General features: G+C 71.7%; 11 protein-coding genes. 2 read left to right on the top strand and 9 right to left on the bottom strand.

Annotated elements, in window-relative coordinates:
* Positions 1–220 precede the first annotated feature (220 nt).
* From ispG to ACIRL2_RS12615, 7 genes are all read right to left on the bottom strand, one after another.
* Positions 221–1,378 (bottom strand): flavodoxin-dependent (E)-4-hydroxy-3-methylbut-2-enyl-diphosphate synthase, encoded by a 1,158-nt coding sequence (gene ispG, locus ACIRL2_RS12585; RefSeq protein WP_395862123.1) that lies wholly within the window; start codon positions 1,376–1,378, stop codon positions 221–223.
* A gap of 184 nt (positions 1,379–1,562) precedes the next feature.
* Positions 1,563–2,864 carry a M50 family metallopeptidase gene (locus tag ACIRL2_RS12590; RefSeq protein WP_395862122.1) on the bottom strand — a complete coding sequence of 434 codons (1,302 nt, stop codon included), beginning with the start codon at positions 2,862–2,864 and terminating at the stop codon, positions 1,563–1,565.
* Complete coding sequence (gene dxr, locus ACIRL2_RS12595; RefSeq protein WP_395862120.1) at positions 2,861–4,123, bottom strand: 1-deoxy-D-xylulose-5-phosphate reductoisomerase; 1,263 nt, start codon at positions 4,121–4,123, stop codon at positions 2,861–2,863. Before dxr ends, ACIRL2_RS12590 begins: the two co-directional genes overlap by 4 nt.
* 126 nt (positions 4,124–4,249) lie before the next feature.
* Positions 4,250–6,175 carry an acyl-CoA dehydrogenase family protein gene (locus tag ACIRL2_RS12600; protein WP_395862118.1) on the bottom strand — a complete coding sequence of 642 codons (1,926 nt, stop codon included), beginning with the start codon at positions 6,173–6,175 and terminating at the stop codon, positions 4,250–4,252.
* A gap of 286 nt (positions 6,176–6,461) precedes the next feature.
* Positions 6,462–7,904, bottom strand: coding sequence for an aldehyde dehydrogenase family protein (locus ACIRL2_RS12605; protein WP_402231899.1), 1,443 nt, complete (start codon positions 7,902–7,904; stop codon positions 6,462–6,464).
* 107 nt (positions 7,905–8,011) lie between these two features.
* On the bottom strand, positions 8,012–9,532 hold the full coding sequence (locus tag ACIRL2_RS12610; protein WP_402231901.1) for a PucR family transcriptional regulator: 1,521 nt from the start codon (positions 9,530–9,532) through the stop codon (positions 8,012–8,014).
* A gap of 44 nt (positions 9,533–9,576) precedes the next feature.
* Complete coding sequence (locus ACIRL2_RS12615; protein WP_402231903.1) at positions 9,577–11,955, bottom strand: hypothetical protein; 2,379 nt, start codon at positions 11,953–11,955, stop codon at positions 9,577–9,579.
* Positions 11,956–12,211: 256 nt separating this feature from the next.
* On the opposite strand from ACIRL2_RS12615, the gene gabT reads away from it, so the two are divergent.
* Entirely contained in the window at positions 12,212–13,567 is a 1,356-nt protein-coding gene (gene gabT, locus ACIRL2_RS12620; protein ID WP_395862110.1) for a 4-aminobutyrate--2-oxoglutarate transaminase, read from the top strand.
* Between the two features lie 203 nt (positions 13,568–13,770).
* Here the strand turns inward: gabT and ACIRL2_RS12625 are convergent, their stop codons facing one another.
* A complete protein-coding gene (locus tag ACIRL2_RS12625; protein WP_395862108.1) occupies positions 13,771–14,097 on the bottom strand; it encodes an STAS domain-containing protein in 327 nt (108 codons plus the stop codon).
* A 652-nt stretch (positions 14,098–14,749) separates the two neighbouring features.
* Here ACIRL2_RS12625 and ACIRL2_RS12630 point away from each other — a divergent pair.
* On the top strand, positions 14,750–15,394 hold the full coding sequence (locus ACIRL2_RS12630; RefSeq protein WP_402231905.1) for a phosphatase PAP2 family protein: 645 nt from the start codon (positions 14,750–14,752) through the stop codon (positions 15,392–15,394).
* On the opposite strand, the gene ACIRL2_RS12635 is transcribed toward ACIRL2_RS12630, so the two are convergent.
* Positions 15,324–16,253 (bottom strand): NAD(P)H-dependent flavin oxidoreductase, encoded by a 930-nt coding sequence (locus ACIRL2_RS12635; protein WP_395862103.1) that lies wholly within the window; start codon positions 16,251–16,253, stop codon positions 15,324–15,326. The genes ACIRL2_RS12630 and ACIRL2_RS12635 overlap by 71 nt on opposite strands.
* Between the last annotated feature and the right edge of the window lie 140 nt (positions 16,254–16,393).

The raw sequence follows: 16,393 nt of genomic DNA on the forward strand, positions 1-16,393 counted from the left end.
CCGATCATGTATCTCGATGATCGGGGTCGGTTACCGGGGGTAGGGGCGCATCAACGATATGTCACTCGGGTGGGCGAGTGGATTGATCCGGTCGGGCTGCGATCGTCGCCCCGCCCGCGTCGGGCCGAAGCCGGTGCCGGAGGCGCCGTCGGGCCGGTATCGGGCCGGAAGCGAGGCCGCCCCGGGATCGGCCGCGCGCCGGCCCCGGGGTGGGACCGGCTCAGGCGATGTCGACGATCGGGTCGCCGCTGATCACGCCGTCCGCCTGCATCTGCTCGGCGAGCTTGAGCGCCTCCTCGATCAGGGTCTCGACGATCTTCGACTCGGGCACGGTCTTGATCACCTCGCCCTTGACGAAGATCTGGCCCTTGCCGTTGCCGGACGCCACTCCCAGGTCCGCCTCGCGGGCCTCGCCGGGCCCGTTGACGACGCAGCCCATGACGGCCACCCGCAGCGGCACCTTGAGCCCGTCCAGGCCCGCGGTGACCTGCTCGGCGAGCTTGTACACGTCGACCTGGGCGCGGCCGCAGGACGGGCAGGAGACGATCTCCAGGCCGCGCTGCCGCAGGCCGAGCGACTCCAGGATCTGGTTGCCGACCTTGATCTCCTCGACCGGCGGAGCGGAGAGGGAGACCCGGATGGTGTCGCCGATGCCCTGCGCGAGCAGGGCGCCGAACGCCACCGAGGACTTGATCGTGCCCTGGAACGCGGGACCGGCCTCGGTGACGCCCAGGTGCAGCGGATAGTCGCAACGCTCGGCGAGCAGCCGGTAGGCCTCGATCATCACGACCGGGTCGTTGTGCTTGACCGAGATCTTGATGTCCCGGAAGTCGTGCTCCTCGAACAGCGAGCACTCCCACAGCGCGGACTCCACCAGCGCCTCGGGGGTGGCCTTGCCGTGCTTGGCCAGCAGCCGCTTGTCCAGCGACCCGGCGTTGACGCCGATCCGGATCGGGGTGCCGGCGGCGGAGGCGGCCTTGGCGATCTCGGCGATCTTGTCGTCGAACTGCTTGATGTTGCCCGGGTTCACCCGTACCGCGGCGCAGCCCGCGTCGATCGCGGCGAAGACGTACTTCGGCTGGAAGTGGATGTCCGCGATCACCGGGATCTGCGACTTGCGGGCGATCGCGGGCAACGCGTCGGCGTCGTCCTGCGAGGGCACGGCGACCCGGACGATCTGGCAGCCGGACGCGGTCAGCTCGGCGATCTGCTGAAGCGTGGCGTTGACGTCGGAGGTCAGGGTGGTGGTCATGGACTGCACCGACACCGGGGCGTCTCCGCCGACGGCCACGTTGCCGACCATGATCTGCCGTGACTTGCGGCGCGGCGTGAGGGGCCGGGCAGGTACGGACGGCATTCCGAGCTGGATCGCGGTCATCTTCGCTTTAGTCCCGTGGGTCGGCGCGGTAGGTCGGACTCAACGCTACGCCACCACACACCGGTGCGGCCGCGCCCGTGCCCCCATGCCGACCCACCTGTTGCCTGATCGACACAAGGGGGGCCGGCGGGGCGTCTTGTCGGGGTGCTCTCCCGAGCGCCGGGCCCTGTCCGGCGGACAGGGCCTAGGTCACCTTCACCGGGTTGATCAGGTCGGCGATCAACACCAGCACGGTGAAGGCGATGAAGATCGAGGCCACGACGTAGGCGACCGGCATCAGCCTGGCCACGTCGAACGGGCCCGGGTCCGGCCGCTTGCGCAGGCTCGCGATCCGGCGACGGATCGACTCCCACCACGCGCCGACCACGTGACCGCCGTCGAGCGGGAGCAGCGGCAGCATGTTGAACAGGAACAGCGACACGTTGAAGCCCGCGATGATGAAGATCATCAGGCCGACCCGCTGGGACGCGGGCACGTCCAGCGCGGCCACCTCGCCGCCGACCCGGGCCGCGCCGACCACGCCGACCGGGGAGTCCTGGTCGCGTTCGTCGCCCTGGAAGGCCGCGCCCCACAGCGCGGGCACCTTCTGCGGGATGCGCAGCAGGCCGTGGAACGCGCTCTTGACCAGGTCGCCCGTGTACTCGACGGACTCGGCGGCGCTCTGGCGCTGGATCCCCCGCGCCGGACTGATGCCCAGGAAGCCGGTGGTGACGTATTGATCGGCGACCGGGCGTCCGTCGCCGTCGAGCTTGATCATCTTGTTCTGTTCGAGCACCGGCTTGAGGGTGACGAGTTCGCCCTTGCGGTCGACCACGAGGGTGACCTCGCCGGACGACTTGCGGATCAGGCCCTGGAGCTTGTCGTAGTCGCCGATCTTCTCACCGTTGAACGACACGATGCGGTCGCCCGGCAGCAGGCCGGCCGCCTTGCCGGGGGCCGCCTTGGCGCCCTCGGGGCACTTGTCGGTCTTCGCGTCGGCACTGACCACGCACTCCGAGACGGTGCTCACCGTCGAGGTGGTCTCGGGGATCCCGAAGCCCATCAGGTACACCGCGAGCAGCCCGATGGCCAGGATCAGGTTCATGAACGGCCCGGCCAGCATGATGATCGTGCGCTGCCACGGCTTGCGCTGGTAGAACATCCGGTCCTCGTCGCCGGGACCGACCTCCTCGTAGGACGCCTCGCGGGCCTCCTCGATCATGCTGCGCCACGGTGAGGTGCTGCGGGCCTGCACCTTGCCCGACGCGTCGGGCGGGAACATGCCGATCAGCCGGCAGTAGCCGCCCGCCGGGATCGCCTTGAGGCCGTACTCGGTCTCACCGATCTTCCTCGACCACAGCGTCTTGCCGAAGCCGACCATGTACTGCGGCACCCGCACACCGAACATCTTGCCGGTGACCAGGTGGCCCGCCTCGTGCCAGGCAATGGAGAACAGCAGGCCCACGACAAAGACGACGATGCCGAGGATCGTCATGAACAGGGTCAACGGGGTTCTCCTCCGTGGGCGATGATCTCGCGTGCCCGTCGGCGCGCCCAGTCCTCCGCGTCGAGGACGTCATCCAGTGTCAACCGGTTGCCGTCCCCACGTACATCATGCTCGCTCACGACACGGGCGACCGTGTCGGTGATGCCGTTGAACCCCAGTCGTCCCGCGATGAACGCGTCCACGCACTCCTCGTTGGCCGCGTTGAACACGGCCGGCGCGGTGCCGCCGGCGCGCCCCGCGGCGCACGCCAGCTCGACCGCCGGGAACGCCTCGTTGTCGAGCGGGAAGAACTCCCACGTGGCCGCCTTGGTCCAATCGCAGCCGGCCGCCACGTTCGGCACCCGGTCCGGCCAGGACAGGCCGAGCGCGATCGGCAGCCGCATATCCGGCGGCGACGCCTGGGCCAGGGTCGAGCCGTCCACGAATTCGACCATCGAGTGCACGATCGACTGCGGGTGCACGACGACGTCGATCCGGTCGAACGGGATGTCGTAGAGCAGGTGCGCCTCGATCACCTCCAAGCCCTTGTTGACCAGGGTCGCCGAGTTGATCGTGATCACCGGGCCCATGTCCCAGGTGGGGTGGGCGGCGGCCTCCTCGGGCGTGACGTCGACCAGGTCGGCGCGGCTGCGACCGCGGAACGGGCCGCCGCTGGCGGTCACCACGAGCCGCTTGACCTGGTCGGCCCGACCGCCGCGGAGCGCTTGGATCAGCGCCGAGTGTTCGGAGTCGACCGGGACGATCTGGCCGGGCTTGGCGATCGCCTTCACCAGCGGGCCGCCGACGATCAGCGACTCCTTGTTGGCCAGCGCGAGGGTGCGGCCGGCGGTCAGCGCGGCGAGCGTGGGGGCCAGGCCGATCGAGCCGGTGATCCCGTTGAGGACGACGTCGCACGGATGCGCGGCCAGTTCGGTCGCGGCGGTGGGGCCGGCCAGGATGCGCGGCAGCTTGTACTCGCCCTTGGCGTAGCCGCGCCGCTGGGCCTCGGCGTAGAAGGCCAGTTGCAGGTCCTGGGCGGCGGACGCCTTGGCCACCGCGACCACCTCGACCGCCAGTTCGAGCGCCTGTCGTGCCAGTTCCTCGACCCGGCCGCCGCCGGCGGACAGGCCCACGATCCGGAACAGGTCGGGGTGGGCGCGCACCACGTCGATGGTCTGGGTCCCGATCGACCCGGTGGAGCCGAGCAGGACGATGTCCCGCCGGGTGGTCGACTGGTCGCGGGCGGCGAAGGGCACGTACGGATCGGCCAGGGAGTCCATCCGACCATTGTGGCCCGCGCCGGTGCGGCGCCGAGCGCAGGTCGGCGGATTGTCGGCGGTGGGCGACGGGGACCGCGCGTGTCGACGGGCGCGGCCGGCGGGGTGCGCCCGCCGGCCGCGGGCGGCTCAGCCGACCGGTCGGTGCACGTTGTCCACTTTGGCCGGGCCGGGTGTCGCGTCGGCGATCCACGGGCCTTCGGTGGACGGGTCGAGCACGCCCTCCTCCAGCCACAGGTGCCGACCCGCCAGCACGCCCTCGACCGCCTTGACGTCCAGCTCGTCGGTGTTCGTCCACAACCGGCCGAACAGCTCGTCCACCCGGATCTGCGCCTGCCGGCAGAACAGGTCGGCGAGTTCGTACGCGGCCCGGCCCTGCTCGAGGTCGCGCCGGCGCAGCATGTCGGCCCGCACGCACACCGCGCTCATCGCGAACAGTTCGGCGCCGATGTCGACGATGCGACCGAGGAAGCCCTGTTTGCGCTCCATCGCGCCCTGCCAGCGGGCCATGCCGTAGAAGGTGGAGCGGGCCAGCCGGCGCGAGGCGCGCTCGACGAAGCGCAGGTGCGCGGCCAGGCTCGGCGCCCCGGCCCGGGCGAACTCGCGGTAGGACGTGGGCACCTGCCCCTTGCCGGTGACCAGTTTGGGCAGCCACTTCGCGTAGAAGACGCCCGCGTCGGCGGCGGCCTTGCCCTTGGCCTTCAGATCCGCGTCGGGGTCGATGATGTCGCCGGCCACCGCCAGGTGGGCGTCCACCGCCTCGCGCGCGATCAGCAGGTGCATGATCTCGGTCGAGCCCTCGAAGATGCGGTTGATCCGCATGTCGCGCAACATCTGCTCCGCGGGTACGCCGCGTTCGCCCCGGGCCCGCAGCGAGGCGGCGGTCTCGTAGCCGCGGCCGCCCCTGATCTGCACGAGTTCGTCGCTGACCGTCCAACCCACCTCGGACGCGTACAACTTCGCCAGCGCCGCCTCGATCCGGATGTCGCGGCGGTCCTCGTCGGCCATCCTGGCGGTCAGTTCCAGCACCGCCTCCAGCGCGAAGGCGCTCGCCGCGATGTAGGCGATCTTGCCCGCGACCGCCTCGTGTCCGGCGATCGGCCGACCCCACTGCTCGCGCTCGCCCGCCCACTCGCGGGCCACCTTCAGCGACCACTTGGCCGCGCCGGCGCACATCGCGGGCAGCGAGAGCCGGCCGGTGTTGAGCGTGGTGAGCGCGATCTTCAGGCCCGCGCCCTCGGCCCCGATCCGGTTCGCCGCGGGCACCCGGACGTTGTGGAAGCGGGTCACGCCGTTCTCGATGCCGCGCAGGCCCATGAAGGAGTTGCGGTTCTCCACGGTGATGCCGGGGCTGTCCGCGTCCACGACGAAGGCGGTGATCCCGCCGCGCCGGCCCTCGGCCTTGGGCACCCGGGCCATCACCACGAGCAGCCCGGCGACCACGCCGTTGGTGGTCCACAACTTCACGCCGTCCAGGACGTACGCCTCGCCGTCCTCGGTGGGCACCGCGGAGGTGGCCAGCCGGGCCGGGTCCGAGCCGACGTCGGGTTCGGTGAGCAGGAACGCGCTGACCTCGCGCACACAGCGCGGCAGGAACTCGCGCTTCTGCTCGTCGGTGCCGAACATCTTGACCGGCTGCGGCACACCGATCGACTGGTGCGCGGACAGCAGCGCGCCGAGCGCGGCGTTGACCGAGCCGACCAGGACCAGGGCCTTGTTGTAGTAGAGCTGACTCAGACCCAGGCCGCCGTACTCGGTGTCGATCTTCATGCCCAGCGCGCCGATCTCGGCCAGGCCCTTGATCACCTCGTCCGGGATCCGCGCGTCGCGTTCGATCACGGTGGGATCCACCCGGGTGATGAGGAACTCGCGGAGCACCGCGAGGAAGTCCTCCCCCCGACGGATCTCCTCGGCGTCCGCCTCGGGATGCGGGTGGACGAGGTCGAGCCGAAAGCGTCCGAGGAACAGCTCCTTGGCGAAACTGGGCTTGTCCCAGTCCTGTTGCCGTGCTTCCTCGGCGACCTTACGGGCTTCGCGTTCGCTGACAGGGGGCATGGCGGACTCCTCGCGGACTCGCAGCGGACCGACGTTGTTACCGATCGGTGTTACCTGCCCGTGCACGTCCACTGAATGCCGCGTGACGCCCATTTGTCCAGAGGAGGCGCTCCGCGAGTGTGCGGCCTTGCTCCGGACGGGCGTGCCCTTGCTCCGGACGGGCGGGCGCGCGCCGCTGCCCGCCGGACATGCGCTGCCTGCCCGCGGACATGCGCTGCCTGCCCGCGGACATGCGAAAGGGCCCGGCGACACCACCCCAGGCGGCCGGGCCCTTCGTTCGGGGGTGCTACAGGTCCAGGCCCGTGAGCACCATGACGCGCTCGTACGTGAAGTCGGTCATCGCGTACGTGACGCCCTCGCGGCCGACACCGGAGTTCTTGGCGCCGCCGTAGGGCATCTGGTCGGCGCGGTAGGAAGGGGCGTCGCCGATGATGACGCCGCCCACCTCCAGCTCGCGCTGGGCCCGGAAGGCGGTCTGGATGTCGTGCGTGAACACGCCCGCCTGAAGGCCGAACTCGGAGTCGTTGACCGCGGCGAACGCGGCGTCGGTGCCGTCCACCCGGGTCAGCGTGAGCACCGGGCCGAAGACCTCCTCGCTGGCGATGGTGACGCCGGCCGGGACTTCGCTGAGCACCGTCGGCGCGTAGGAGGCACCGTCGCGGGTACCGCCGGTGAGCACCTTGGCGCCCGCCTGCACGGCCTCGTCCACCCACGCCTGGACCCGCTCGGCGGCGGCGACGCTGACCAGCGGGCCGACGTCGACCGTGTCGTCCTCGGGGTCGCCGGTGACCTGCGCGGCCACCTTCGCCACGATCTTCTCCACCAGGCGGTCGTAGACGCTCACGTCCGCGATCACCCGCTGCACCGAGATGCAGGACTGGCCGCCCTGGTAGTTGGAGAAGGTCGCGATCCGCTGCGCGGCCCACTCCAGGTCGGCCTCGGAGGACCAGTCGGCGAGCACGACGGCGGCGGCGTTGCCGCCCAGCTCCAAAGTGACGTGCTTGCGCGGCACCGAGTCCATGATGCTCCAGCCCACCGGGCCCGAGCCGGTGAACGAGATGACCGGCAGCCGCTCGTCCACGACCAGCGCCGGCATCCGGTCGTTGGGCACCGGCAGCACGCTCCAGGCACCCGCCGGCAGGTCGGTCTCGGCCAGGATCTCGCCGAGCACCAGCGCGGACAGCGGGGTGGCCGGGGCCGGCTTGAGGATGATCGGCGCGCCCACCGCGATCGCCGGGGCGACCTTGTGCGCGACCAGGTTCAGCGGGAAGTTGAACGGCGCGATGCCCAGCACCACGCCCTTGGGGATCCGGCGGACCAGCGCGTAGCGGCCGGTGCCGCCCGCGTCGGTGTCCAGCCGCATGCCCTCGCCGTTGAACCGGCGGGCCTCCTCGGCGGCCCAGCGGAAGACCGACACCGCGCGGCCGACCTCGCCGCGCGCCCACTTGATCGGCTTGCCGTTCTCGGCGGTGATCAGCCGGGCGATCTCCTCGGTGCGCTCACCGAGCCGCTTGGCGACGTGGTCCAGGGCCGCGGCCCGGCGGAACGCGGGCAGCGCGGCGAACTCGTGCGCGACCGCGTGCGCGGCGGCGACGGCCTCCTCGATCTGCGCGTCGGTGGGCTCGGAGACCCGGCCGACGATCCGGCCGTCGTACGAGTTCGTGACGTCGAAGGCCGTCTCGCCGGCGGCCTGTCGGCCCGCCAGCCAGAACGCGTGGGTGGTGGTCACTGCTGCTCCTTCTCCGTCAACGGGCGCCGATGATCCCGGTGACTCAACGGTAGGCCGATCGCCCGCCCGCGCATTTGTCCATACCGGCCAATTGTGCTCCGCCGCCACTACGACTTGTCGTCGCGGACCTCGCTCGGATCACGCAGCGCGAACCACAGCTCGGCGCGGGTGTCCGGATCGTCCAGGGTACGGCCGAGGATCTCCTCGGCCCGGCGGATGCGATAGCGCAGCGTGTGCCGGTGCACCCCCAGGTCGCCGGCCGCGGCGTCCCACTGCCCGTGTCGGGCCAGCCACGCGCGCAGCGAGCCGATCAGGTCGCCCCGGCCGCCCACGTCGTGCGCGCGCAGCGGCGCGAGCAGTTGTTCGGCCCACGCGTGCACCGCGGCCCCGTCCAGCAGTGGCAGCAGCCCGCCCGCGTCCCGGCCGTGCACGGTCAGCGTCCGCTCCGAGCGCAGGCCCACCGCGTGCGCGCCGAGCGCCTGCCGGTAGCCGTCGGCCGCGGCTGCCGGCTCGACCGGACCGGACACACCCGCGATCAGACCGGGCAGGTCGCTCGGCTCGACCGGCTCGACCGCTTCCGGCAGCACCAGTACGGTCGCGCCGCCCAAGTCGCCGGTGAGCGCGGGTGTCCCGGCCCGGACCGCCCGCGCGCACAGACGCTCGGTGAACGCCGCCACGACCGGCTCGGGCCCGGTGGCCACCACGACCCGCCAGGGCCCGGGCGGCAGGTCGGTCGCGATGTCGTGCGCCAACTCGGCCGGCGTCGCCCGCTCTCCGGTGAGCAACATCCGCAGCAGCGCGGTACGCATCCGGGCGCCCGCGTCGGCGCTGACCCGGGACTGTTCCAGGGCCAACGTGAGCAGCGAGGCCGCGGTGCCCAGTGTCTGCCGGTCGGCCGTGCGCGGCGGGCGGGCGGTGCCCACCGCCAGGAAGCCGCTGATCCGCCGCTCGGCGCCCAGCGACTGGACCACCACCCGCTCGTCGCCCTCGACACCCGGCAACGACGCGGAGGACGGCGCGGGCATCCCGCGCAGCTTCTCGATGTCGGCGCGCAGCGCGTCGGTGCGCGTGCGGGCCGCCGTCGGCGCGACCTGGCGCAGCGTGCCGTCCGCGTCGTACAGCGCGGCCCAGCCGTCCAGCCGGGCCGCGAGCCGGCGGATCAGCGTCGCGGCGCCCTCGCGCCCGGCGGCCGCCCGGGTCAGCTCCTGCTGGACCGCGAAGCCGGTGGTGACGGTCTCGTACTGCTCGGCGGCCAACGCCGACGAGACCACCTTGCTGATCGCGATGAACGGGGTCGGGCGCGGCACCTCGAACACCGGGAAGCCGTGCGCCTCGGCGGCCTCGACGATCACCGCGGGCACCCGGTCCAGGGACAGACCCACCCCGATGCCGAGTCCGGCCACCTCGGCGGCGGCGAGCCGCTCGACGTAGGCGCGACGCTCGGCGTTGCTGCGGCCGAGCTTCATCCCCGTGGTGAGCAGCAGTTCGCCGCCCTCCAGATAGGGCGTGGGATCGGCGAGTTCGCTCGTGTGCACCCACCGCACCTCGCGCTCGAGCCCGCCCTTGCCCGCGAGCACCCGCAGGTCGAGGGCGGGTGCGCGGACCAGGGACGCGAGGGTGGGCGGCATGTCGGCGTTGTCCAGACTGGAGTGGGAGAGGCCTCCAGTGTGACTCAGCGGCTGAGATCGATCAGCACGGGAGGGGTTCGCTCGCCCTTTCGGGTGGTCAGGCTGACGATCGCGTGCCGCGTGGGCAGATCGCCGGCGATCTCGGACGGGGACCAGCGATAGCGCTCGACGGTGCGGGTGGTCACCCGCTCGGACCGGCCGCTGGCCTTCTCGCCGAACAGCGTGCCCAGCACCGAGTAGCGGATCCGCTTGGCCAGGCCGCCTTCGGGCGTGCCCATGGTGATCGACTTCTCCTGCTCCTTGGTCATCCCCCAGTGCTCGGCGAACAGTTCGGCGTCGGCGCGGGACGCGCCCGGTACCACCGCCTTGCAGCCGGCCGCGGCGAACACGGTGTGCCGCAGCGCGGGCGTGAGGTCGTCGAGCGAGCGGACCGACAGGACCAGGCCGGCCCGGCGGTTGCGGGCCCATTGCAGGCCCTTCGCGGCGTACTCGTCCACCAGGCGCCCGGCGTCGTCGGCGACCAGGCACGCGAACACCTTGCGCGGCCCGCGCTCGCGCCGGGGCGTGGCCATCGCCTGGACGAACTGGGACAACACCAGTCGGCCGATCAGCCTGGCCGCCTCGGGGTGCGCGGCCTCGTTCAGCCCGATCCGTACCCGCAGCGGCCGGTCGATGTCGCCGGCTGCGAACCGCTCCCGGTCGGGCCGGAACAGCTCGGCGACACCGGGCCGTTCCAGCACCGCCAGGCGCTGCACCAGCATCCGCGCGTCGTCGTCGCCGCGGGCCATCGCGCGCAGCGCCCGTTCGTGCTCGGCGTAGCGGTCGGCGGCCCGCAGCGCGCGCTCCAGCGCGGCGAGCGCGGCCTCGGCGCCGTCCAGCAGGTCGAGCAGCGTGCCGACCTCGGGATAGCGGCCGTGCCCGGCCACGTACGCGCCGAGCACCTGACGCAGCGCGTTGCTCGCGCCCTCGGCGAGCTCGATCGCGTTCGGCGGCAGCGCGGCGGCGGCGAGCCGGTCGGCGGCGTCCTCGGGCGAGGCCGCGCCGCCGTACAGGTCCAGGCCCGAGGGCGAGTCCGGGTCGCCGACGATCACCTCGCGGTCGTAGCCGCCGCGGGGGCGTTCGCACTCGTCGCCCTTGGCGTCGATCACCACCAGCGACGCGGTGCCGGTCAGCGCGCGCAGGCTCATCGCCTCCACGACCGGCTCCAGCAGTCGGCCCGACTCGCCGGCCCCGGCCGCGCCGACCACGAGCATCGAGGCGCCGAGCACGTCCAGGTCCAGCGCGAACGCGGTGTCCCGGTACAGCGCCGGATTCCGCGGGTGGTCGGTGCCCATGCCGACCCGTACCTGTCCGGCCAGCAGATCGTGTTCGGCCCGCCTGGGTCGCACGTCGCGCTGCCCGGAGCCGTGCCGACAGGCCGCGGCGCCGTGGTCGTGGATCTCGTCGGCCACGTCGGCGAGGTATTCGGGGTCGAGCTCACCGGCCCCGATCACCCGGCGCAGGCGCAGGTAGTCCACGTCCCGCAGCCGGCCCGCCGCCACCTCGTGGTCGAGCACATCGGCCGCCTCGTGTTGCCCCGCGTCGCGCAGCTCGGGCCACAACTCGGCGTCCGCGACCGGCGCTTCCTCGTCCGGGTGCGCGGCGTGCACGGCGGGCGTGCGCGCGTACGGCCCGACCACCACCTTCCAGCGCCCGAGCACCGCGGCCGCGTACAGGAAGCCGCCGTTGTAGAGGAGTCGCACCAGCCACTGCCCGTCGTGCAGCAGCCCGCGCGGGAAGATCAGCAACAACAGCGCGACGAACGGCCGCATCAGCACGATCCACGCGACGAAGCCCAGGACCAGGAACAACGCGGCGCGGCGCCACTGTTCGGGGCGCGGGCGCCCGTTCAGCTCGGCGCGCCGGTCCAGCCGCTGCCACCACGGGCGCAGGAACGGCCAGGCGATCTCGTGCCAGCGGCCCAGATAGCCGAAGAGCACGAAGACCAGGACGTAGAGCAGATTGTTGAACAGCAGCGGCCACAGGAAGGTGGGGATGATCTTCCGGACCAGCCACACGTAGGCCATGATCACCCAGTTCAGGCTGAGCACCGCGATCACCAGCCACAACACCGCGCGCCGCACCAGCGCCGCCTCCGGCCGGGTGCGCGCCTCGCGCTCGGCCGCCCGCAGCTTGATCTCCCGCTCGTCCCGGCCGTATCCGTACACGCCCGGGGCCTCGCGGTGGCGCGGACCGCGCAGCCACCCGCGCAGGTCGAAGCCGTCGGGATCCACGTCGCGATCCGCCGCCGCCGGCGCGGGCACCCGCGCCCCGGCGGTCCGCGCACGGCGGGTCGGCGGTGTGCTCCGGCGTGCCGGGTCGACCTCGAAGGCCTCCGCCTCGACAGCCGGCGACGCCGGGGAATCCGGCCGTTCCACGTCCACGTCCAGCCCTCCCGGAACCACGTCCTGAACCGGTACTCAATCTAGGCGCCACACCCGCTGTCGTGATGATCATTCCGGCGCGAGTCCGCGTTGCGTTCCGAAGTTGTTCTGCCCGATCGGCATTTGTCCATCCCGGACACAAGCAACCGGGTGATTAACCGATGCGGCGCATGCGGCGAACGCGACTCGGCGCCTAGCCTGCCGATAGGACCGCGGTGCCACCGTGAACCCCCGCCTCGACCCACAGGAGACCAGCATGGGCGCTTCGCAGCCCGGCGGGCCCTCGCTCCCGCAGGAGCGCCGGCTCGTCACCGCCATCCCCGGCCCGAAGTCGACCGAGCTGATGACGCGCCGCAACCAGGCGGTGGCGCGCGGCGTCAGCACCACCCTGCCGGTCTTCGTGACCCAGGCGGGCGGCGGCGTGGTCGTCGACGTGGACGGCAACTCCCTGATCGACTTCGGCTCCGGCATCGCGGTCACCAGCGTCGGCAACTCGGCCGAGGGTGTGGTGCGTCGCGCGTCCGAGCAGCTCCAGCGCTTCACCCACACGTGCTTCATGGTGACCCCGTACGAGTCGTACGTCGCCGTGGCCGAGCAGCTCAACGAGCTGACCCCGGGCGACCACGACAAGCGCACCGCGTTGTTCAACTCGGGCGCCGAGGCGGTGGAGAACGCGGTCAAGATCGCGCGTGCGCACACCAAGCGCCCCGCGGTGGTCGTGTTCGACCACGGCTACCACGGTCGCACCAACCTGACCATGGCGCTGACCGCGAAGAACATGCCGTACAAGGAGTCGTTCGGCCCGTTCGCCCCCGAGGTCTACCGGGTCCCGGTCGCCTACCCCTACCGCTGGCTGACCGGTGCGGAGAACTGCGCCGAGGAGGCCGCCGCGCAGGCGATCGACGTGATCACCAAGCAGATCGGCGCGCACAACGTCGCCGCCGTGGTGATCGAGCCCATCCTGGGCGAGGGCGGCTTCATCGAGCCGGCCAAGGGCTTCCTGCCCAGGATCGTCGAGTTCTGCAAGGCGAACGGCATCGTGTTCGTGGCGGACGAGATCCAGACCGGCTTCTGTCGTACCGGCCAGTGGTTCGCGTGCGACGACGAGGGCATCGTGCCGGACCTGATCACCACCGCCAAGGGCATCGCCGGCGGCCTCCCGCTGGCCGCCGTGACCGGGCGCGCCGAGATCATGGATTCCGCCCACGCGGGTGGTCTCGGTGGCACGTATGGCGGTAACCCGGTCGCCTGCGCCGCGGCGCTCGGCGCGATCGAGACGATGCGCGGGCTCGACCTCAACGGCGCGGCCCGCCGGATCGGCGAGATCATGCTCGGCCGACTGGGCACGATGGGCGAGAAGTTCGCCGAGATCGGTGAGGTCCGCGGCCGCGGCGCGATGATCGCGATGGAACTGGTCAAGCCCGGCTCCAAGGAGCCGAACGCCGAGCTGGCCGGCGCGGTCGCCAAGGCGTGCCACGCGCAGGGCCTGCTGGTGCTGACCGCCGGCACCTACGGCAACGTACTGCGCTTCCTGCCGCCTCTGGTGATGCCCGAGCACCTGCTCGTCGAGGGCCTGGACGTGCTGGAGGAGGCGTTCGCCGCCTCGGTCTGAGCCGCCCACGACACCACGAACCCGCCGCCCACCGGAACAATCCGGTGGGCGGCGGTTCTTGATGTTCGGCGTCTCGTTCGGCGCCTGCCTCGGCGTCCGGTTTCGGTGCTCGCCTCGGCGTGTTGTCGGGCGCGTTGTTCGAGTGCGTCGTCGAGCGCGGCCACTTCGGCCGGAAATCGACGTTCGAAAGCGGTGCGGGCCGATCAGAGCCGCGGTCGGCGCGGCGCCGGGGCGATCCGCTCGACCATGCTCAGGCCCGGGACGGTGTCCCACCCGCACAGGGCGAGCACGCGCAACATCTGTCGGCTCGCGCCGACCAGGACCATGTGACCACCGCGCCGGGACAACGCCCCGGCCTGGTCGACGAACACCCGCAGGCCCGCGACGTCGATGAAGGCGAGCTTGCTGACGTCCACCCGGACGTCACCGCCGTCACGGGCCGCGGAGGCCAGGACACGGCGCACCACGTCCACATTCGCGAGGTCGATCTCGCCTTCGAGTCGGAGGCCGCGCGGCCGCGTCGTGCGCACGACGCGAAGCTGGCGGTCGCTGGTCAGAACCACACCCATCGCACCCGCGCCCCGACCCGGTCGGGGTTCCACCGAGGAATCGAACACGGCACCGCCCGCCTTGACGCCCTTGGATACCACCGGGGCCTCGGCCCGGCGGACGCGCCCGCTCCCCGCAGGGGCCGGGATGCACGGCACGCGGTATGTCGAGTAATCGGACTCTTCAACCACCTGACCAACCCTACCTTTGCGTGCTGACAGCAGAGGGGCGATCGACGACATTGCGTCAATGCCACGTCACTCGTGCCACCGTCGATTTGCCCTGCTTACGGATGTTCTCCGCGTACTTGGACTCTCCGGGGCGGCCGGCCTCACGCGACACGCGCTGTGACGCCGCTCACACCCTTCAATGCTCCAACGTACAGCGTGTATGTCTCGCCTTCCAGACCGTGGAGAACGTGTGCAGGCTTTGTGAGAAGGCCGCGCGTCGGGAACCTGCCGACCTGCTCTCCGCGTATCTTCGAGTGAGATGCACAGACCTTCCACCGACGCCGGCCCTGAGCAAGCCGGCGGCCGCCCCGGGACAACGCCCCCCGTTCCGGGGCGGTGGTCTGTTCACTCACAGTACACGCGTGGCCTCGTAGCGCCGCTGATTCCCGCCATCGTGCTCGTCGTGCTCACCATCCAGGTGGTGGCCGAAAGCGGACCCTCGATCGCGCTCGATCGCACCGTGCGCGACGCGATGCGCGATCTGGCGGGCGCGCGGGGCGCGGCCTGGTTGGACGGCCCGATGCACCTGCTCGCCGATCTCGGCGGACCGCTGCCGGCCGGGATCGTGCTCGCCTGCGCGGCGCTGTTCGCGACCTGGCGGGCGCGCGGCGGGTACCCGCTCGCGATCGCGGCGGGGGCGGTGCTGGTGGTGATGGTCGCGGTGATCGGCGGCAAGGACCTGATCGGTCGGCCAGGACCCGGCGAATCGCCCGTGCCCGCCGACGAGTGGGGCTTCTTCCCGTCCGGCCATACCGCGACCTCGACGGTCTGCTTCGGGATCGCCGCGCTGCTGCTCGGGCGTGTCGGCTCGGCGCGGGCGGGCCGGTACTGCACATGGGCCGCGGTGCTCGTGTGCGCCGCGATCGGCTTCGCGCTGATGTGGTGCGACTACCACTGGCTCGCCGACGTGCTGGCCTCGTGGGCGCTGTGCGCGATCGTGCTGTGGACGGCGGCTCGGGTGGCCGACGCCGCCGGGCTCAGACCTCGGCCGCCCGCCGGGCCGCCGTCGCCATCGCCTCGTGGAAGCCCGCCATCGTCCGCTCGATGATCGCGGCCACCGTCTCCACCTCGTGCACCAGGCCGACCGACTGACCCGCGGAGGCGAGCGACGCCTCCATGTCGCCGCCGAAGTACAACCGTTGGATCGCGTCGAGCGAACTGCGCGCCGGCCCGCCGGAGGCGGCCAGGGCGCGGGAGAAGTCGGTGCCCAGCACCCGCATGGTCGGGCTGCCCGAGCGGTTGACCACCACGGTCCCGGTCTCGTCCGCGGCTAGCACTGCCTGCTTGTAGTGGGTGTGCACCGGACTCTCGGCCGAGGCCAGGAACCGGGTGCCCATCTGTACCGCCTCGGCGCCCAGCGCGAACGCCGCCGCCATGCCGCGCCCGTCCACGATGCCGCCGGCCGCGACCAGCGGCAGGTCGGTGATCTCCCGGATGCCCTGGAGCAGCACGAGCAGCGACACCTCGGCCGGGTTCTTGAAGCCGCCGCCCTCGGCTCCCTCCACCACCAGTCCGTCCACGCCGGCGTCGACCGCCTTGCGCGCGGCCCGGATCGAGGGCACCACGTGATAGACGATCAGGCCGTGCTCGCGCAGCAGGTCGACGAAGGTCGCCGGGTTGCCCGCCGACGTGGTCACGAAGCGCACGCCCGCGTCGGCCACGTGCCGCACGAGCCGGTCGTCGCGCAGGAACATCAGCGGCAGGTTGACCCCGAACACCAATCCCGAGCCGACCATCGTGTCGATCTCCCGGCGGCAGGCGTCGACCTCGCCGGAGGAGGTCTCCACCATCCCGAGCCCGCCCGCCGCGGACACCGCGGCGGCCAGTGGTGAGCGGGCTATCCAACCCATCGGTGCCTGGATCACGGGGTGCCGGGCGCCGGTGTGCGCGAGTACGCGGTTGACCATGGCCGGAGGCTATCTCGACAGGTGAACGGTGAGAAAACTTTTCCCGCGACGCAATCTGCGGATTACGCGCCATCAGATGCCAGCTTGAAGCGTTATTCGATGAAATCTGGGCGTACAACCTGCGGAATCAGTTGCTAACG

The organism is Embleya sp. NPDC127516 (assembly GCF_044765325.1).
Taxonomy (GTDB): domain Bacteria; phylum Actinomycetota; class Actinomycetes; order Streptomycetales; family Streptomycetaceae; genus Embleya.